The sequence below is a fragment of the Pseudomonas sp. B21-017 genome, assembly GCF_024749245.1.
Classification (GTDB): Bacteria; Pseudomonadota; Gammaproteobacteria; order Pseudomonadales; family Pseudomonadaceae; genus Aquipseudomonas.
Map to the genome: position 1 here is coordinate 5,299,207 of NZ_CP087194.1, position 18,680 is coordinate 5,317,886.

Annotated in this window: 16 protein-coding genes; 10 read left to right on the forward strand and 6 right to left on the reverse strand. The window is 61.0% G+C overall.

All coding sequences use genetic code 11. The features are described 5' to 3' along the window. The first annotated feature begins 118 nt into the window (after positions 1 to 118). From LOY28_RS24030 to LOY28_RS24045, 4 genes are all read left to right on the forward strand, one after another. Entirely contained in the window at positions 119 to 2,707 is a 2,589-nt protein-coding gene (locus LOY28_RS24030) for a glycosyltransferase (RefSeq protein WP_064621348.1), read from the forward strand. 142 nt (positions 2,708 to 2,849) lie between these two features. Continuing rightward, positions 2,850 to 4,001: a succinyl-diaminopimelate desuccinylase gene (gene dapE, locus LOY28_RS24035; RefSeq protein ID WP_028939204.1), complete on the forward strand. Its 1,152-nt coding sequence runs from the start codon at positions 2,850 to 2,852 to the stop codon at positions 3,999 to 4,001. Continuing rightward, entirely contained in the window at positions 4,001 to 4,810 is an 810-nt protein-coding gene (locus LOY28_RS24040; protein WP_018927030.1) for a putative RNA methyltransferase, read from the forward strand. The genes dapE and LOY28_RS24040 overlap by 1 nt, the downstream gene beginning before the upstream one ends. Before the next feature lie 95 nt (positions 4,811 to 4,905). Next, on the forward strand, positions 4,906 to 5,283 hold the full coding sequence (locus LOY28_RS24045) for a hypothetical protein (RefSeq protein WP_258612642.1): 378 nt from the start codon (positions 4,906 to 4,908) through the stop codon (positions 5,281 to 5,283). Between the two features lie 92 nt (positions 5,284 to 5,375). Here LOY28_RS24045 and LOY28_RS24050 read toward each other — a convergent pair whose 3' ends face one another. Next, positions 5,376 to 5,585 (reverse strand): cold shock domain-containing protein, encoded by a 210-nt coding sequence (locus LOY28_RS24050; protein ID WP_007940478.1) that lies wholly within the window; start codon positions 5,583 to 5,585, stop codon positions 5,376 to 5,378. A 504-nt stretch (positions 5,586 to 6,089) separates the two neighbouring features. Here LOY28_RS24050 and plsB point away from each other — a divergent pair. From plsB to cmoB, 6 genes are all read left to right on the forward strand, one after another. Then, positions 6,090 to 8,594, forward strand: a complete 2,505-nt coding sequence (gene plsB / locus LOY28_RS24055) for a glycerol-3-phosphate 1-O-acyltransferase PlsB (protein WP_258612643.1) — start codon at positions 6,090 to 6,092, stop codon at positions 8,592 to 8,594. A 45-nt stretch (positions 8,595 to 8,639) separates the two neighbouring features. Next, entirely contained in the window at positions 8,640 to 9,329 is a 690-nt protein-coding gene (locus tag LOY28_RS24060) for a DUF4197 domain-containing protein (protein ID WP_007940472.1), read from the forward strand. A gap of 199 nt (positions 9,330 to 9,528) precedes the next feature. Further along, complete coding sequence (locus LOY28_RS24065) at positions 9,529 to 9,921, forward strand: protease inhibitor I42 family protein (RefSeq protein WP_018927036.1); 393 nt, start codon at positions 9,529 to 9,531, stop codon at positions 9,919 to 9,921. A gap of 2 nt (positions 9,922 to 9,923) precedes the next feature. After that, positions 9,924 to 10,559, forward strand: coding sequence for a lysoplasmalogenase (locus LOY28_RS24070; protein ID WP_258612644.1), 636 nt, complete (start codon positions 9,924 to 9,926; stop codon positions 10,557 to 10,559). A 216-nt stretch (positions 10,560 to 10,775) separates the two neighbouring features. Then, a complete protein-coding gene (gene cmoA, locus LOY28_RS24075) occupies positions 10,776 to 11,555 on the forward strand; it encodes a carboxy-S-adenosyl-L-methionine synthase CmoA (RefSeq protein ID WP_018927038.1) in 780 nt (259 codons plus the stop codon). Then, a complete protein-coding gene (gene cmoB / locus LOY28_RS24080; protein WP_018927039.1) occupies positions 11,552 to 12,508 on the forward strand; it encodes a tRNA 5-methoxyuridine(34)/uridine 5-oxyacetic acid(34) synthase CmoB in 957 nt (318 codons plus the stop codon). The genes cmoA and cmoB overlap by 4 nt, the downstream gene beginning before the upstream one ends. A gap of 35 nt (positions 12,509 to 12,543) precedes the next feature. Here cmoB and tadA read toward each other — a convergent pair whose 3' ends face one another. From tadA to LOY28_RS24105, 5 genes are all read right to left on the reverse strand, one after another. After that, positions 12,544 to 13,041 carry a tRNA adenosine(34) deaminase TadA gene (gene tadA / locus LOY28_RS24085; RefSeq protein ID WP_018927040.1) on the reverse strand — a complete coding sequence of 166 codons (498 nt, stop codon included), beginning with the start codon at positions 13,039 to 13,041 and terminating at the stop codon, positions 12,544 to 12,546. Beyond that, entirely contained in the window at positions 13,041 to 14,417 is a 1,377-nt protein-coding gene (locus LOY28_RS24090; protein ID WP_258612645.1) for a multicopper oxidase family protein, read from the reverse strand. The genes tadA and LOY28_RS24090 overlap by 1 nt, the downstream gene beginning before the upstream one ends. A gap of 102 nt (positions 14,418 to 14,519) precedes the next feature. After that, positions 14,520 to 14,807, reverse strand: a complete 288-nt coding sequence (locus LOY28_RS24095; protein ID WP_258612646.1) for a PTS transporter subunit EIIB — start codon at positions 14,805 to 14,807, stop codon at positions 14,520 to 14,522. A 2-nt stretch (positions 14,808 to 14,809) separates the two neighbouring features. Next, positions 14,810 to 17,338 (reverse strand): phosphoenolpyruvate--protein phosphotransferase, encoded by a 2,529-nt coding sequence (ptsP, locus tag LOY28_RS24100; protein ID WP_258612647.1) that lies wholly within the window; start codon positions 17,336 to 17,338, stop codon positions 14,810 to 14,812. 62 nt (positions 17,339 to 17,400) lie between these two features. Then, entirely contained in the window at positions 17,401 to 18,624 is a 1,224-nt protein-coding gene (locus LOY28_RS24105; protein ID WP_111454290.1) for a carbohydrate porin, read from the reverse strand. Positions 18,625 to 18,680: the final 56 nt, after the last annotated feature.

Sequence of the window (18,680 nt, forward strand, 5' to 3'; positions counted from 1 at the left end):
CGTTTCCCTGTTCGCTGTACGGTCAGAGAACCTCCAGTGTAGGATGCGCGCCCCTGCCACCTGGCAGCCGGCCGCCAACCGTTCCTTCGTTCCACAGCCTTTGGAACCCGAAAAAGCTATGTCATCGCGTAAATTTGGACTCAACCTGGTAGTGGTTCTAGCAATCGCCGCCTTGTTCACCGGTTTCTGGGCGTTGGTCAATCGCCCGGTCTCCGCCCCCAACTGGCCTGAACAGATCTCCGGCTTCTCGTACTCGCCGTTTCAACAAGGCCAGTACCCGCAGAAAGACCAGTATCCGACCGACGATGAAATGCGTCGCGACCTGGAGATCATGAGCAAGCTGACGGACAACATCCGGACCTACTCGGTCGACGGCACGCTGGAGGACATTCCCAAACTGGCGGAAGAGTTCGGCCTGCGGGTGACCCTGGGGATCTGGATCAGCCCGGATCAGGAGCGCAACGAGCGCGAGATTCAGCGCGCCATCCAACTGGCCAACACCTCCCGCAGCGTGGTTCGCGTCGTGGTCGGTAACGAGGCGATCTTCCGCAAGGAAATCACTGCTGCCGAGCTGAGCGTGATCCTGGATCGCGTGCGCGCAGCCGTTAAGGTTCCAGTCACCACCTCCGAACAGTGGCACGTCTGGGAAGAACACCCGGAACTGGCCAAGCACGTCGACCTGATCGCAGCTCACGTTCTGCCCTACTGGGAGTTCATCCCTGTGGACAAGGCCGGCCAGTTCGTTCTCGACCGCGCCCGTGACCTGAAAAAGATGTTCCCGAAAAAACCGTTGCTGCTCTCCGAAGTCGGCTGGCCGAGCAACGGCCGTATGCGCGGTGGCGCCGATGCGTCGCCGGCGGACCAGGCCATTTACTTGCGCACACTGGTCAACAAGCTTAACCGCCAGGGTTTCAACTACTTCGTGATCGAAGCGTTTGACCAACCGTGGAAGGCCACTGACGAAGGCTCGGTAGGCGCGTACTGGGGCGTGTTCAACGCCGCACGCCAGCAGAAATTCAACTTCGAAGGCCCGGTGGTCGCGATCCCGCAATGGCGTGTGCTGGCGATCGGCTCTGCCGTGTTGGCCCTGCTATCCCTGACCTTGCTGATGATCGACGGCTCGGCCCTGCGCCAACGTGGTCGTACCTTCCTGACCTTTATCGCGTTCCTCTGCGGTTCGGTGCTGGTATGGATCGGTTACGACTACAGCCAGCAATACAGCACCTGGTTCAGCTTGACGGTGGGTTTCCTGCTCGCCCTCGGTGCACTTGGGGTGTTTATCGTTCTGCTGACGGAAGCCCATGAACTGGCCGAAGCGGTCTGGACCCACAAACGCCGGCGTGAATTCCTGCCCGTGGTGGGCGAATCAGACTACCGACCGAAGGTGTCGATTCACGTGCCCTGCTACAACGAGCCGCCGGAGATGGTCAAACAGACCCTCAACGCGCTGGCCAACCTCGACTATCCGGACTTCGAAGTCCTGATCATCGACAACAACACCAAGGACCCGGCGGTCTGGGAACCGGTGCGTGATTATTGCGAAACTCTTGGCCCACGCTTCAAGTTCTTCCACGTCGCACCGTTGGCCGGCTTCAAGGGTGGCGCACTGAATTACCTGATTCCCCATACCGCCAAAGATGCCGAAGTGATTGCGGTGATCGACTCGGACTACTGCGTCGACCCGAACTGGCTCAAGCACATGGTGCCGCACTTCGCCGACCCGAAAATCGCCGTGGTGCAATCGCCACAGGATTACCGCGACCAGAACGAAAGCACCTTCAAGAAGCTCTGCTACGCGGAATACAAAGGCTTCTTCCACATCGGCATGGTCACCCGCAACGACCGTGACGCGATCATCCAGCACGGCACCATGACCATGACCCGGCGCTCGGTGCTCGAGGAACTGGGCTGGGCCGACTGGTGTATCTGTGAAGACGCCGAACTGGGCCTGCGTGTGTTCGAAAAAGGTCTGTCGGCGGCGTACTACCACACCAGCTACGGCAAAGGCCTGATGCCCGATACCTTTATCGACTTCAAGAAACAGCGTTTCCGCTGGGCCTATGGCGCGATTCAGATCATCAAGCGTCACACCGCCAGCCTGCTGCGCGGCAAGGACACCGAGCTGACCCGTGGCCAGCGTTACCACTTCCTCGCGGGCTGGCTGCCGTGGGTGGCGGACGGCATGAACATCTTCTTCACCGTCGGCGCGCTGTTGTGGTCGGCGGCGATGATCATCGTGCCGCAACGGGTCGATCCACCGCTGCTGATTTTCGCGATCCCGCCATTGGCGCTGTTCGTGTTCAAGGTGGGCAAGATCATCTTCCTGTACCGCCGCGCGGTCGGGGTCAACCTGAAAGACGCCTTCTGCGCCGCGCTGGCCGGGCTGGCGTTATCGCACACCATCGCCAAAGCGGTGCTGTACGGTTTCTTCACCAGCAGCATTCCGTTCTTCCGCACACCGAAGAATGCCGATAACCACGGCTTCTGGGTGGCGATTTCGGAGGCTCGCGAAGAGCTGTTCATCATGCTGCTGCTGTGGGGCGCGGCGCTGGGGATCTTCCTGGTGCAGGGTATACCCAGCAACGACATGCGCTTCTGGGTGACCATGTTGCTGGTGCAGTCGCTGCCGTACCTGGCGGCGCTGATCATGGCGTTCCTGTCGTCGCTGCCCAAACCTTCGGTAGAAGCTGCGCCGGTACCGGCGTAATCCGTTATTAGATAACGTCAAACGGCGGCCTTCGGGCCGCCGTTTTGCTTTAGAATGATCGCCTTTTTCAATGCCAACAAACTCGGTAGGAGCTGCTTCGGCAGCTCCTACATGTTTACCGTGCGCACCTCGGAGTTCTTACATGACGGCCCACGCCGACCTTTCGCCGACACTTCAACTCGCCATCGACCTGATCCGCCGTCCATCCGTGACGCCGGTCGACGCCGATTGCCAGAAGCAGATGATGCAGCGCCTGGGCGATGCCGGTTTTATGCTGGAGCCGATGCGCATCGAAGATGTGGATAACTTCTGGGCGACCCACGGCAAACATGACGGTCCGGTGCTGTGCTTCGCCGGTCACACCGACGTGGTGCCGACCGGTCCGGTGGCGGCCTGGCAGATCGATCCGTTCAACGCGGTGATCGACGAACACGGCATGCTCTGCGGCCGTGGCGCGGCAGACATGAAAGGCAGCCTTGCGTCCATGACCGTGGCGGCCGAGCGTTTCGTCGCCGACTATCCGGATCACAAGGGCAAGGTCGCGTTCCTGATCACCAGCGACGAAGAAGGCCCGGCCCATCACGGCACCAAGGCTGTGGTCGAGCGCCTTGCCGCCCGCAAGGAACGTCTGGACTGGTGCATCGTCGGCGAGCCGTCGAGCACGACCCTGGTGGGTGACGTGGTCAAGAACGGCCGTCGCGGCTCCCTCGGCGCCAAATTGACCGTGCGCGGTGTGCAGGGCCACGTGGCGTATCCGCACCTGGCGAAGAACCCGATCCACCTCGCCGCCCCGGCGCTCGCCGAACTTGCCGCCGAGCACTGGGACCACGGCAACGATTTCTTCCCGCCGACCAGTTTCCAGATATCCAACGTCAATTCCGGCACCGGTGCGACCAACGTGATTCCGGGTGATCTGGTGGCGGTATTCAACTTCCGCTTCTCCACCGAGTCCACCGTCGAAGGCCTGCAAAAGCGCGTCGCCGACATTCTCGACAAGCATGGCCTGGACTGGCACATCGACTGGGCGCTGTCCGGCCTGCCGTTCCTCACCGAGCCGGGCGCGCTGCTCGACGCGGTGTCGGCGAGCATCAAGGACATCACTGGTCGTGACACTAAAGCCTCCACCAGCGGCGGCACTTCAGATGGGCGCTTCATCGCGACCATGGGCACCCAAGTGGTTGAACTGGGCCCGGTCAACGCGACGATCCACCAGGTCAACGAGCGTGTACTGGCGGCCGACCTCGACGTGCTGACCGAAATCTACTACCAGACCCTGATCAAGTTGCTCGCCTGATGCTCGCCTGTCCGATCTGCAGCGAACCGCTGAACGCGGTGGACAACGGCGTGGCCTGCCCCGCCGGGCACCGTTTCGACCGCGCACGACAGGGTTACCTGAACCTGCTGCCGGTGCAGCACAAGAACAGCCGTGACCCTGGGGATAACCAGGCGATGGTCGAAGCCCGTCGCGACTTTCTGAACGCCGGCCATTACGCGCCGGTGGCCAAGCGTCTGGCGGAACTGGCGGCCGGTTATGCGCCGCAGCGCTGGCTGGACATCGGTTGTGGCGAGGGGTATTACACCGCGCAAATCGCCGAAGCCTTGCCCAACGCCGATGGCTATGCCCTGGACATTTCACGGGAAGCGGTCAAACGCGCCTGCAAACGCAACCCTGCGCTGACCTGGTTGATCGCCAGCATGGCGCGGGTGCCATTGGCCTCGGGCAGCTGCCAGTTTCTGGCCAGCGTGTTCAGCCCGCTGGACTGGGAAGAAGCCAAACGTCTGCTCAGCCCCGGTGGCGGCTTGATGAAAGTCGGGCCGACCAGCGGCCATCTGATGGAATTGCGTGAGCGGCTGTACGACGAAGTGCGCGAGTACACCGACGACAAGCACCTGGCGCTGGTACCGGAAGGCATGGCGTTGCAACACAGCGAAACCCTGGAATTCAAACTGACACTGGTCAATGGTCAGGATCGCGCGAACCTCTTGGCGATGACACCCCACGGCTGGCGCGCCAGTGCCGAACGCCGGACAGCAGTCATTGAACAAGTGGAACCGTTCGAGGTCACCGTTTCAATGCGCTACGATTATTTCGTTCTGCAGTAGTAGTTAGAGAACAACTTTAATTTTTGGTCTTGAGTAAAGGCTCAAGGCCGGCTAAATCCGCGAATGGATTTTTCAGACCCGCAGTGAGGACATCCATGCGCCAACCGGACATCGAGATTTACCTGAAAGACGCCGACGTCGATCACAAAGCCATCGCGGCCTGGCTCGGCGCGGCTTTAGGCCCCTGCACCGACTGGGTCCAGAAAGGTCAGACCTACAAGTGCAAGGCCGCCAACGTGCCGGTCACCTGGCTGCCCAAAGCCGTCGGCAAATGGAACAGCCTGTACCTGGAAAGCGACCAGACCCCGTGGGAAGACGACATTGCCTGCGCCCGCGCCGCATTTGCCGCGCTCAACGTCGAAGTGCGTTGTGCGCCGGGTAGCTGGGTCGAGGAAGAGGGTGAAGAGTCAGCGGATCGCTGGATTCGCATCAGCGTCGATGGTGAAGAAGAGATCACCTGGAAAACCGCGTAAAACGAAAAAGATCGCAGCCTTCGGCAGCTCCTACAGAGTTTTGTGCCCCCCTGTAGGAGCTGCCGAAGGCTGCGATCTTTTGATCTTAGGCTTTACAGACCTACAACATCCTCAGCCTGCAACCCCTTCTGCCCTTCCACCACCGCATATTCAACCTGCTGACCTTCAGTCAGCGAGCGATGCCCTTCGCCACGGATCGCGCGGTAATGCACGAACACGTCCACCCCGTCCTGGCGCTGAATGAAGCCATAACCCTTGGCGTCGTTGAACCACTTCACGTTGCCGGTTTCGCGTGTTGCCATCTGTTCATACTCCCTTTTTATTATTGAATGGGCTTTTCGCAGGAAAGCCTTGAGGAACGCCAGCCTGCATCCGACGTCCATTGAAGGGCCCCGGCGACAGACCGCCGAGTATATGACAGGTGCAAAAACTCTCAACAGGAGTTTACTTCGCTGCTTTTTTGCCGATTTTCGATGAATCCGGCACACTAGGGGGCTTTCTCAATTGGTTTCCACACCGCGCCGGGTCTGCTGTTGTGCAGGGCAAGGCGCGAGAAGCGTGGTTTGGTCATTCCAAATAAGCTTCGAGCAACGCAGCCCTGCACAACAGCAGGCCCGGCCCTTCGGGTTGTGCCTTAAAGCGGGCCAGCCTGCGTTGCAGGCCTTGGAAAGGGAACAACCATTCCCAGCGGCCTGCGCCTTGCCTGGCTCGCTTTAAGGCGACAACGCGGCGTGGAAACCAATTGAGAAAGCCCCCTACGCCCGCCCGAGCAAACGCTCGGTTTTATTCACTCACGCAGAAGCCGTATGACCCGTTCCCCGTTCCGCCGTCTTGTGTTTGGCACCCTGCGCCGACTGCTGTACCTCTGGGTTCGCTCAGAGACGATCAACCAGTCGTCGTTCACCCTTAACCTCGACCGCAGCCGGCCGGTGTTCTACGTCCTGCAAAATCCTTCGCTGACCGACCTTGCCGTGGTCGATACCGAATGCAGCAAGGCCGGCCTGCCCCGTCCGGTATTGCCGGTATCAGTGGGCGCGCTGGTGGAGCCCGCCGCGTTCTTTTACCTGACACCGGATCCCGACTGGCTCGGCCGTCAGGACAAACGCGGTGCGCCGCCGACCCTGACCCGTCTGGTCAGCGCCCTGAGCCAGAACGCCGCCGAAGACGCGCAGATCATTCCGGTCAGCGTGTTCTGGGGCCAGTCGCCAGACAGCGAGTCGAGCCCATGGAAGCTGCTGTTCGCCGACAGCTGGGCGGTCACCGGGCGGTTGCGCCGGTTGCTGAGCATCATCGTGCTGGGGCGCAAGACCCGGGTGCAGTTCTCGGCGCCGATCCATCTGCGCGAACTGATCGAACACAACAAGGGCCACGAGCGCACGGTGCGAATGGCCCAGCGGATTCTGCGGGTGCACTTCCGCAATCTGAAAGCCGCGGTGATCGGCCCGGACATTTCCCACCGGCGTAACCTGGTCAAAGGCCTGCTCAACCAGCCGCTGGTCAAGCAAGCGATCCTCGACGAAGCCGAGCGCGAAAACATCTCCCCGGAAAAAGCCAAGGCCCAGGCCTTGCGCTACGGTAACGAAATCGCCTCCGACTACACCTACACCGCGATCCGCTTCATGGAAGTGGTGCTGAGCTGGTTCTGGAACAAGATTTACGACGGGATCAAGGTCAACAACATCGAAGGCGTGCAAAAGGTCGCCCCGGGTTACGAAGTGATCTACGTCCCCTGCCACCGCAGCCACATCGACTACCTGCTGCTGTCCTATCTGCTGTTCCGCAACGGCCTGACCCCGCCGCACATCGCCGCAGGGATCAACCTCAACATGCCGGGGATCGGCGGTCTGTTGCGTCGCGGCGGTGCGTTCTTCATGCGCCGCACCTTCAAGGGCAATCCGCTCTATACCTCGGTGTTCAACGAATACCTGCACACTCTGTTCACCAAAGGTTTCCCGGTCGAGTACTTCGTCGAAGGCGGCCGTTCGCGTACCGGGCGCATGCTGCAACCGAAAACCGGGATGCTCGCGATCACGCTGCGCAGCTTCCTGCGTTCGTCGCGCATGCCGATCGTGTTCGTGCCGGTGTACATCGGTTACGAGCGCGTGCTGGAAGGCCGCACCTACCTCGGCGAATTGCGTGGCGCGAGCAAGAAGAAAGAATCGATCTTCGACATCTTCAAAGTCATCGGCGCGCTCAAACAGCGTTTCGGTCAGGTCGCGGTGAACTTCGGTGAGCCGATCAAACTGGCGGAGTTCCTCGACAGCGAACAGCCAGACTGGCGCCAACAGGCACACGGCCCGCAATTCAAACCGGCCTGGCTCAACGAAACCACCAACCGCCTTGGCGAGAAAGTCGCGCAGCATCTGAACGAAGCGGCGGCGATCAACCCGGTGAATCTGGTAGCCCTGGCGCTGCTGTCCACCAGCCGCCTGGCCCTGGACGATCGCGCCATGGCGCGGGTGCTCGATTTGTATCTGGCGCTGTTGCGCAAGGTTCCCTACTCGCCGCACACCACCCTGCCGGACGGTGACGGCCGCGCGCTGATCGAGCATGTGAAGGACATGAACCTGCTGTCTGAGCAGAACGATGCGCTGGGCAAGATTCTGTACCTGGACGAACAAAACGCCGTCCTGATGACCTACTACCGCAACAACGTGTTGCACATATTCGCGTTGCCGTCGCTGCTGGCGAGTTTCTTCCAGAGCGCGTCGCGCATGAGCCGCGAGCAGATCCTGCGCTACACCCGTGCGCTGTACCCGTACTTGCAATCGGAGCTGTTCATTCGCTGGACACTGGACGAACTCGATGGCGTGATCGATCAGTGGCTCGAAGCCTTCGTCGAGCAAGGCCTGCTGCGTTTCGAGAAGGACGTGTACCTGCGCCCGGCACCAAGTTCGCGGCATTTCGTATTGCTGACGCTGCTGTCGAAAAGCATTGCCCAGACCTTGCAGCGCTTCTACATGACCGTTTCCCTGCTGCTCAACAGCGGCCAGAACAGCATCAGCGCCGAAGAACTGGAAGACCTGTGCACCGTCATGGCCCAGCGCCTGTCGATCCTCCACGGCCTGAACGCCCCGGAGTTCTTCGACAAGAGCCTGTTCCGTCATTTCATCCAGACAATGCTGGACCTCGACGTGCTGCGCCGCGACGAAGCCGGCAAGCTGAGCTACCACGAACTGCTGGGTGAACTGGCCGAAGGCGCCGCCAAGCGGGTGCTGCCAGCGGAGATTCGCTTGTCGATCCGTCAGGTGGCACTGCATCGCAGTGAAGATGCGGCGGACCAAGTCGCGACGGCGGCGCAAACCGACTAAATTTCAACATCGTTCCCAACCTTATTTACGAACAAGGAAGCCACCATGCTCCGCCCTACCCTTCGCTTCGCCGGCCTGTGCGCAGGCTTGATGATCTGCGCCAACGCCCTGGCACTGTCACTCAGTGACCTGTCGCAACAAGACGCCACCGGCGGGCTCAAGGACGCCCTGACCCAAGGCGCGCAGCTGGCCGTCAAACAACTGGGCACACCCGGCGGCTTCAGCAACAACCCGGACGTGAAAATCGAACTGCCGGGAAAACTGGGCAAGGTCGCCAAGAAAATGAAACAGTTCGGCATGGGCGATCAGGTCGATCAACTGGAAACCAGCATGAACAAGGCAGCTGAAGCGGCGGTAACGCAGGCTCAGCCGATTCTGGTGGATGCGGTGAAGAAGATGACCGTGGAAGATGCCAAGGGGATTCTCAGCGGCGGCCAGGATTCGGCCACTCAGTACCTGAGCAAAACCAGCCGCGAACAGATCCGTACCAAGTTCTTGCCGATCGTCAAGCAAGCCACCGACCAGGTGGGTTTGGCTCAGCAATACAACGCGTTCGCCGGGCAAGCCGCGACGCTGGGTGTGCTGGATGCGAAAAATGCCAACATCGAAAGCTACGTCACCGAGCAGGCGTTGAACGGGTTGTTCGAGATGATTGGCAAACAGGAAGAAACCATTCGCAAGAACCCTGCGGCAGCGGCGACCAGTTTGGCGAAGAAAGTTTTCGGCACACTCTAAACCCACTGGCAGCGGGCCTGTGGCGAGGGGGCTTGTCGGAATGCCGCACCGCCACAGGCCCGCTCCCACATGGACTGCACTTGACTGACGGGCATTACCCACCTCCCGCGCCCGATCATCCCTAATGGGCGGCCGTCACAATTTGTCTCATCTTCAGTTATGCTCGCCGTTCGTCGTGAACGCCGGAGCCGCTGATCTTATGTCCCCCACTCGCCTGTTTGTCCCCCTCGCCCTTGCTCTGCTGAGTGCTTGCGCCTCGCAACCGAAACAGAACCTGACCGTGGAAAAACAAAGCGAATGCCCGGCGAAACTGCACAACGGGCAAACCCTGATCCTGACGCTGCCGAGCAACCCGACCACGGGTTACCGCTGGGCGATCCAGGATTCAGCCGGTGGTGTGTTGCGCGCGCTCAGCCCCGAGGTTTACAGCAACCCGGAAGACGCCGGGATCGTCGGCAGTGCCGGCGTCTCGACCTGGCGTTTCCAGGCCTTCGCCACCGGCACTGGCCGCCTGCGGCTGACTTACTCACAACCGTGGGCACCGGAAGTACCGGCGGTGCAAACCTTCGACTGCGCCATCGCGGTTAACTGATCGTGGGCTGGCTGATTCTGGCGCTGATGGGCGCGGTGACCTTTATGTATGGCCTGAGCGTGCATGCCGCGCTGCTCTGCCTGCTGGTCAAACCGATGCCTGTGCTGGCCCTGCTCGGCTGGTTGCACGATGCACCGCCCACCGAGTATCGACGCTGGATCAGCCTGGGTTTGATTTTCTCCTTGGTCGGCGATGTGTTGCTGGCATGGCCACAAGACTTGTTCGTGTTTGGACTTGGAGCATTTTTGCTCGCGCATCTGGCGTATCTGAAGGCTTACTTGAGCGATTGCCGGCGTCTGGCTGTGTTGCCGCTGATCCTCGCCTTCGGCGTGGGTGCCGTGCTGCTGGGGATTCTGATTTCCAATGGCTTGGGGCCGCTGCTGGTCCCAGTGATCGTCTACGGCCTGGCCATCAGCGCCATGCTCTGGCGCGCCCTGGCCCGACTCGGCACCGATGTACCCAAACGCTCGGCACTGCTGGCAGCGGCGGGCGCGGTGGCGTTTGTGTGTTCTGACAGCGTGATTGGCATTAACCGGTTTGTGATGCCATTTCATGCCGCGCCTTACGTAATCATCCTGAGTTACTGGCTGGGGCAATGGGGGATTGCGGCGTCGGCGTTCACCCAGGAACCGCGCTGAATCCTGTGGCGAGGGAGCTTGCTCCCGCTGGGCTGCGAAGCAGCCCCAACCCAGGCGACACCAACTTCCCAGACAAAACCCACTTACCGGATGACGACTGCTGCGCAGCCGAGCGCGAGCAAGCTCCCTCGCCACAACAGCATGTCTCTGCATTAACCGAGGTTAGTCCGGCGGTTTATCAGCAAACCCGCGCATCCCCGCGCCAAGTTGGCTAAAATGCCGGCCTTTTCCACCTACACCGCTGGAACCGCCGTGAGCAAAGAATCCGATCGCCTTTTCGCCCAGCCTTTGGCCCAGGTGCCTGACTTCGCCTTTAACGAGGACGTGGTGCGGGTGTTCCCGGACATGATCAAGCGCTCGGTGCCGGGTTATCCGACCATCGTTGAAAACCTCGGCGTGCTCGCCGCGCAATTCGCTCAGCCAAACAGCGTGCTCTACGATTTGGGCTCGTCGCTGGGTGCCGTGACCCAGGCCTTGCGCCGCCACGTGCGCACCGACGGCTGCCGCGTCATCGCTGTGGATAACTCCGCGGCCATGGTCGAGCGTTGCCGCGAATACCTCAACGGCCAGGACTCGATGTTCCAGGAGTTGCTGCCGGTGGAAGTGATCGAAGGCGACATCCTTGCCCTGGAATTTCAGCCGGCCTCGGTGGTGGCGCTGAACTTCACCCTGCAATTCATCGCCCCGGACCAGCGCACCGCGCTGCTCGCGCGCATCCGCCAATCGCTGTTGCCCGGTGGCGCGCTGATTCTCTCGGAGAAGCTGCGCTTCAATGACCCCGAAGAACACGCGCTGCTCACTGACCTGCACGTGGCCTTCAAACGCGCCAACGGCTACAGCGAACTGGAAATCGCCCAGAAGCGCAGCGCCATCGAAAATGTCATGAAGCCCGACAGCCTCGAAGAACATCGCGAACGCCTGTTGGCCGCCGGTTTCTCGAAAGTCGTGCCGTGGTTCCAGTGTCTTAACTTTGCCTCGTTGATTGCCTTGCCATGATTGATTTGTCCCCCCTCGCCCGCCGTCTGGCCGGTACTCCGCTGGCCGAATGGGCCAACACCCTGCAAGTGCAACTCGACAAGAAAATGGAAAAAGGTCACGGCGACCTGGAGCGCTGGCAGAGCGCACTGGATGCATTGCCGAAGATCCAGCCGAGCGAAGTCGACTTGTTGAACGGCCTTAAGCTGGACACCGATTGCGACGATGAAACCCGCGCGCAAATGCGCACCGCGCTGATGGGTTTGTCACCTTGGCGCAAAGGGCCGTTTGACCTGTTCGGCGTGCATGTCGACACCGAATGGCGCTCGGACTGGAAGTGGTCCCGGGTGTCTCCACATTTGGACCTGAAGGGCAAACGCATCCTCGATGTCGGCTGCGGCAACGGCTATTACATGTGGCGTATGCTCGGCGCCGGGGCCGACAGCGTAATTGGTGTCGATCCGAACTGGCTGTTCTTCTGCCAGTTCCAGGCCGTACAGCGTTACCTGTCCGAGCCCAATGCCTGGCACCTGCCCTTCCCTTTCGAAGACCTGCCGCCGAATCTGGAAGGGTTCGACACCGTGTTTTCCATGGGCGTGTTTTACCACCGCCGCTCGCCGATCGAGCATTTGCTGGCGCTGAAGGATTGCCTGGTCAAGGGCGGTGAACTGGTGCTGGAGACGCTGGTGATCGAAGGCGATCAACAACAGGTACTGGTGCCGGAAGACCGTTACGCACAGATGCGCAATGTCTGGTTCCTGCCGTCGGTGCCGGCGCTGGAGCTGTGGCTGCGTCGCGCCGGGTTCAGCGATGTGCGTTGCGTGGACGTGAGCATGACCACGGTCGAGGAACAACGCGGGACGGAATGGATGAAGTATCAGTCGTTGAGCGATTTCCTTGATCCGGATGATCACAGCAAAACGATCGAAGGGCTGCCGGCGCCGATGCGTGCGGTGATTGTTGCCCGCAAGTAAAAGCATCGCGGGCAAGGCGGCCTACCTGTCGCCGCCTAATCCGCTGGCTTGGCCCTACGGGCCTTGAAGAACTCGCTCAACACCGCCCCGCACTCCTCGGCCAACACCCCGCCTTCGTACAGCACCCGGTGATTCAAAAAGCCCTGGGTAAAAAACTGCCCCTGGCTCTGCACAATTCCGGCCTTGGGCTCCAGCGCGCCATACACCACCCGCGCAATCCGCGAATGCACGATCAGCCCGGCGCACATGCTGCACGGCTCCAGCGTCACGTATAGCGTACTGCCCGGCAGGCGATAGTTGCTGGCGGCCTGGGCGGCGGCGCGGATCGCGACCATCTCGGCGTGGGCGCTGGGGTCATTGCCGCTGATCGGGCAATTGAAACCGCGCCCGATGATTTCACCGTCCTGCACTAGCACAGCACCCACCGGCACTTCACCCAGCGCCGCGCCTTCGGCGGCGAGGGCCAGGGCTTCGCGCATGAAATCACGATCACGGCTGCGGTCGATAATTGCCGCGGGGCGTATCTGACGCATCACGCCACCTCGATGGCGGCCATCAGGCCGGTTTCCATGTGGTCGATCACATGGCAGTGGAACATCCAGACGCCCGGGTTATCCGCCACCAGCGCCACTTGCGCGCGCTCGTTCTTGCCCAACAGGTAAGTGTCGGTGAAGTACGGGATAACCTTGTGCCGGTTCGAAGAAATAACCTTGAAGCTCATGCCGTGCAAATGGACCGGGTGCTGATACTGAGTCATGTTTTTCAATTCGAAAATATAGCTTTTGCCCTTTTCGAGCTTGGCAATCGGTCGGTCGGCGCAGGTCTTGTCGGTGATATCCCAGGCATTGCCGTTGATCTGCCACAGGCTGGGCGGCTTGCCATTGTCGACGTTGACCGACACCGAGCCCACCCATTCAAAATTGAAGTTGAGTTTCTCGGCATTGGCCAGGTCTGGCTCGGCCACCGGGTTGGCGGGCAGTGCCGGCGGCCACTCGGTCGGCGCGTCGGTATTGGCCACTGAGCGCAAGGTGCCCAGGCGTACCGGACCGTTGCGCAGGGACAGTTCTTCGCCGGCCGGCGGAGCCTTGATTGCCAGGCAAATGCGCATGCCCGGGCCGAGCCAGTATTCCTTGCCCAGTGGGCGCGGTTCAATCGGGTTGCCGTCCAGCGCATAGATCTGCGCTTCGACGCCGGGGATGTTGAGGCGATAAGTCAGGGTGTTGTCGAGGTTGAGCAGGCGTACGCGGGTGATCTGCCCGGCAGGCAAGTCGATCACTGCTTGCGAGATGCCATTGATGGTCGACAGGCGCCCAGCCGTACCGCCACGGGCTGCTTCACGAGGAATGCTGAACGGCACGAAAGCGCCTTCTTCATCGACATGCCAGCTCTTGAGGCTCAAGGTCTTTTCGTACTTGAAACCGGTGGGCTCGCGCTCTTCGATGATCAGCGGACCGACCAGCCCGCGACCGAGTTCTTCGCTGCTGTTCACGTGCGGGTGATACCAATAGCTGCCGGCGTCGGGCACACGGAACTTGTAGTCGAAGTATTCGCCCGGCAGTACCGGCAATTGCGACACGTAGGGCACGCCGTCCATTTCCAGCGGCAGACGGATGCCGTGCCAGTGAATGGTGGTCGCCACTGGCAAGTGGTTGATGAAGCGCACCCGCAGCCATTCGCCCTGACGCACGCGCAACTCAGTGCCCGGCGCCGAGGGGCCGAACGCCCAGGCCTCGGTCTTGTGCCCGGCCACCAGTTCGACGTCCAGCGGGGCGGCGATCAGCTCATAGTCGTGGCCGGCCTCAGCGTCGGCCATCTTGCCCAGCCAGTAACGCGACGCGCCACCGGCCCCCACGCCAACCACCACAAGACCGGCCAGACCACCGAGTATTTGTCGACGGGTAAAGGACATGAACTCAACTACCTCACGTATCAGCCACAGGCGCGGTGCCTGCAAAAGGCGAATACGATACACCTGCGGATGAGAAACAGTAAGGGCAACGCGTGGGAACGATCACTGCAAACCGGTGAGCAGATGCACCACTCCACCGTCCAGCATCATCACGCTTGGCACTCCAGCCGCCGTCAACGCCTGCCGATCCATCCGCGCCACATCCCGTAACTCCACCCGCATCCGGGTCAGCGCCACGGGCTGATGTGACTTGAGGTTATCCGCACCGCCCAGTGCGGCCACGACATTCGGTGCCAGCCCGGAAACGGCTTGAGCTACCGATTTCGACTCATCCACCACCAGATCCGGGGTCAACGCTTTCCAGAACGCCCGCTGCATTTTCTCGAACATGCTCAGTTCTCCAGAACCAGTGAAGTATCGACCGTCGCCTCGTGGTGCAGCCGCAATGCCTCGCGCACCTGCCCGGCACTTTCCAGCCCCAGCACTTGCTGGGCGATGGCCTGACAGTCCAGCAGGTCGACTTCGCGAACCGCCGCCTTGATCGCCGGAATCAGCGGCACGCTCACCGACAACTCATCCACGCCAAGCCCCAGCAACAACGGCACCGCCAGATGTTCCGAAGCCAGGGCGCCGCACACACCGACCCATTTGCCATGGGCATGGGCGGCTTTCACAGTACCGGCGATCAAGCGCAGCACCGATGGATGAAAGCTATCCGCCTGGCTGGCCAGCCGCGGGTGATCGCGGTCCATGGCCAGGGTGTATTGGGTCAGGTCGTTGGTGCCAATGGAGAAGAAATCCACCTCGGGCGCAAACAGATCCGCCATCAGCGCCGCTGCCGGCACTTCGATCATGATCCCCAGTTTCGGCAGTTCCGTGAGCCCTGCTGCCAGCGCTTCCTCTTCAAGCAGCTGACGGGCCAACCGCAACTCCGACAATTGCGTGACCATCGGCAACATGATGTGCAGCCGAGCCAACCCGGCGCTGCTCAGGATCGCCTTGAACTGATCGCGCAACAGCTGCGGACGCTCCAGGCACAAACGAATGCCGCGCATGCCCAGGAACGGGTTGGTTTCGCGGTCCATCGGCACGTAGGCCAATGGTTTATCGCCGCCGACATCCAGGGTCCGCACCACCAGACTGCGCGCTGGCCCCAATGCTCGGGCGATAGCGCTGTAGGTGGACGCTTGCTCGTCATGGCTCGGTGCATGGTTGCGATCCAGATAAAGAAACTCCGAACGCAACAGACCGACGCCTTCGCCGCCCAGTGTCATGGCCTGTTCCGCTTCGGCCAGCGAAGCGATGTTGGCGGTGATTTCAACGTGATGACCATCGCGGGTACAGGCAGCCAGCGCGGCATTTTCCAATTCATATTGCCGGCGTTTCTTTTGTCGCTGACGATTGGCTTGCAACTGCTCGATGGCGGCCAGCTCGGGATCCAGCTGCAACTCGCCCTGGTCGGCATCGAGCAAAACCCGGGTGCCATTGGCCAGTGCCAGCACCTGAACCGGCAAACCGCAGATCGCCGGCAAGCCGAAGGCCCGGGCGAGAATCGCCACGTGACTGGTGGCGCCACCGCCGACCGTCGCGAACCCCAGCACCTTGCGCGTGTCCAGGCCAGCGGTCTGGGAGGGCGTCAGTTGCTCGGCAATCAGAATCGCCCCTTCCGGCAACTCCATCGCTTGATCCTCTACGCCGAGAATCAACTTGAGCACCCGTTGACCAACGTCGGCCAAATCCGCTGCCCGTTCGGCCAGCAAGGCATTGCCCAGTTTTTTGAACAAGGTAGCCGTCGACTCTGTGGCCGCCCGCCAGGCGAAACCGGCGCTTTTGCCGGCGTCGATCAGTGCCAGGGCCTGATCCAGCAGGCTTGGGTCTTCGAGCAGTTCCTGATGCGCCTTGAAGATATCTGCCTGGGCGTCCCCCGTGGCCTGGTCACGCAACTGCTGCAGGTCCAGGACCGCCGTCGCCAACGCCTGGGACAGGTGCTCGCGCTCAACTTGCGCGCCCCGACCGGATTCAATGACTTCAAGGGTCTGCTGCGCGATCTGCACCACCTGACCAAACGCCGACCCCGCCGATGCACAGACGCCGTGCAGCACCTTCAGCGATGAAGCATCAGCCGCAACCGTTTCAACCTCTGCCATCACCGTCACGGCTTCTCCGCACCCGGCAGCCAGCAACTCGACCAGGGTCTTGATCGCCACTTCGGCATCCGCGCCCGCCGCGCTGACTTGCACGATGTCGCCGTGAGCGGTCTGCAACGCCATGATCGCCACCAGGGATTTGGCGTTCGCGCTGTCCTGCTGTTTATGCAGACAAATACTCGCCGAAAAACCTTTCGCCGCCTGGGCAAACACCGCCGCAGGGCGGGCGTGCAAGCCATTGAGATTGGGCAGCGTCAGCGGTTTTGAGAACAGTGCCTCGCCTTCCTCCAGCTCATCGGCCGCTACTTCAGACGGACTCAAACTCAGCAGCAACTGACCACTTTCCACTACGCCCGTTTCAGGCGTCAGCCAAGTGAACGGCTCACCGCTGACCACCAACATCAAGGTCAACAAACTGCGGGCGTTCAAGGCAATGTAATCGGCATCGAACTCGATCAGCGCCTGCCCCACCTCAACCCGCTGACCTTCCTCCACCAATCGGGTGAAGCCCTTGCCGGCCAGGTTCACGGTGTCGAGGCCAATGTGCATCAACACCTGCACGCCGTTGTCGTCGGTGATGCTGACGGCATGCCCGCTGGCCTGCACATTGCTGATCACTCCAGCCAGCGGTGCGCACAAGGTGGACGAGGTCGGGTCGATGCACAGACCGTCACCGATCACGCGACTGGAAAACACCTGATCAGGCACCTGGTCCAGCGGCATCAGCACGCCGGACAAGGGTGCCAGCAGTTGCAATTGTTGGGGTGTGGCCATGACGTCACCTGCTGTTTTGTTCTTTGAAGTGCCGATGGAGCGCGAGGCCCCGACAGCATCGCTTATTTCCACCAGTACTCGACCTGCAATCCGACGTTCGAACCATGCCGCGCCGTGCCGAAGGCACCGGTGTCGGATAACGCCGAACCTGCCGCCAGTTCATTGGCCGCCCGTTTGGCCGCCTCGTTCCAGCTGGCATAGGTGTAATACAGACGCACCTCGGGGCGCGCCCAGAATTCCGGGCCCTTGGGTGACCAGGTCGGAGCGATGGTGAACTTGCTCAGTTTGCGCGTGCCGCCTGTGGCCTCGACCTGATCGTGGCCCAGTTCGGTCACCAGTTTGATTTGCTCGGTGATCGCATAGGCCGGGCGAATCCCGAGGGAAATCCAGTTCTGGTCAGCGCCGTCGGGGCGAATGTCCTTCTGATAAACCGCCTCGACCTGCCCGCCGAAGCGCGGCGTCACTTGCCAGTCGAAGAACTCCACCACGCGATAACTTTTACTGCTGTCGTCCAGCTTCACGTTACCGGTATAGCCCAACCCCGTGCCGGGGCCTTCGCCGTACTGAAAGGCCAGTTTGTTCTTGCCGCCCAGGAAACCTTTCTGCACATGCTGGGTGGTGATCGCCCAGCCACGGTGAGCGTCGCGGCTGTCGGGCTTGTCGATGTAGCTCAAGCCGAACTCCAACTCACCGCCGGGGTTGGTGTTGAAGCCGGCGACGTTGAAATCGTGACGGTTGATGTAGTCTTTCTGGTACAGGTTGTCCTTGCGCGAGAAGGCGTAGCTGTACTTCAGATCACCGATCAGCACGTCTTCGATACCGCCGCCGGTGGCGCTCTGGTTCCAGTAGTAGAAGTCGGAAATATGAATGTCGTTACGTTTGTAGTAACGCCGACCGGCCCACAGCGAACCACCATTGAGGCTGGGCATGTTCGACCATTGCGCGTACATCTGCGGCATGCGCACCGAGCCGTTGTCACCGTTGAACGTCAGGTCCTTGTCGTACTGGTTATACAGCGATGCCATGCCGTCGACGCTGAGCACCGAACCATCGTCCAGGGTGTACAGATCCTGGCGCAATTCAAGTTCAGCGTACTGTTCACACTCGTTACCCAAGCGGTATTTGGTCTGCGCTCCCGGTAGCTGGAAACACTGCTGTTTACCGCTGTTAACCGAGGTCCCGACGCCGCTGCGCAAGTAACCGGCGAATTCCAGCGCCTGGGCTGACAGTGGTAACGCCAGGCACATGCCCGCCGCTACAAGACTGCGATTTATTGTTGTTTTCAAGAACCACCTCATTATTTTTATTGTGTGAAGCAGCAAAACCGGCGCGCAAAACTCCC

Coding starts and splice junctions, on each gene's coding strand:
- LOY28_RS24030 (WP_064621348.1), top strand. CDS start 119: ATGTCATCGCGTAAATTTGGACTCAACCTGGTAGTGGTTCTAGCAATC.
- dapE (WP_028939204.1), top strand. CDS start 2,850: ATGACGGCCCACGCCGACCTTTCGCCGACACTTCAACTCGCCATCGAC.
- LOY28_RS24040 (WP_018927030.1), top strand. CDS start 4,001: ATGCTCGCCTGTCCGATCTGCAGCGAACCGCTGAACGCGGTGGACAAC.
- LOY28_RS24045 (WP_258612642.1), top strand. CDS start 4,906: ATGCGCCAACCGGACATCGAGATTTACCTGAAAGACGCCGACGTCGAT.
- LOY28_RS24050 (WP_007940478.1), bottom strand. CDS start 5,585: ATGGCAACACGCGAAACCGGCAACGTGAAGTGGTTCAACGACGCCAAG.
- plsB (WP_258612643.1), top strand. CDS start 6,090: ATGACCCGTTCCCCGTTCCGCCGTCTTGTGTTTGGCACCCTGCGCCGA.
- LOY28_RS24060 (WP_007940472.1), top strand. CDS start 8,640: ATGCTCCGCCCTACCCTTCGCTTCGCCGGCCTGTGCGCAGGCTTGATG.
- LOY28_RS24065 (WP_018927036.1), top strand. CDS start 9,529: ATGTCCCCCACTCGCCTGTTTGTCCCCCTCGCCCTTGCTCTGCTGAGT.
- cmoA (WP_018927038.1), top strand. CDS start 10,776: ATGCCGGCCTTTTCCACCTACACCGCTGGAACCGCCGTGAGCAAAGAA.
- cmoB (WP_018927039.1), top strand. CDS start 11,552: ATGATTGATTTGTCCCCCCTCGCCCGCCGTCTGGCCGGTACTCCGCTG.
- tadA (WP_018927040.1), bottom strand. CDS start 13,041: ATGCGTCAGATACGCCCCGCGGCAATTATCGACCGCAGCCGTGATCGT.
- LOY28_RS24090 (WP_258612645.1), bottom strand. CDS start 14,417: ATGTCCTTTACCCGTCGACAAATACTCGGTGGTCTGGCCGGTCTTGTG.
- LOY28_RS24095 (WP_258612646.1), bottom strand. CDS start 14,807: ATGTTCGAGAAAATGCAGCGGGCGTTCTGGAAAGCGTTGACCCCGGAT.
- ptsP (WP_258612647.1), bottom strand. CDS start 17,338: ATGGCCACACCCCAACAATTGCAACTGCTGGCACCCTTGTCCGGCGTG.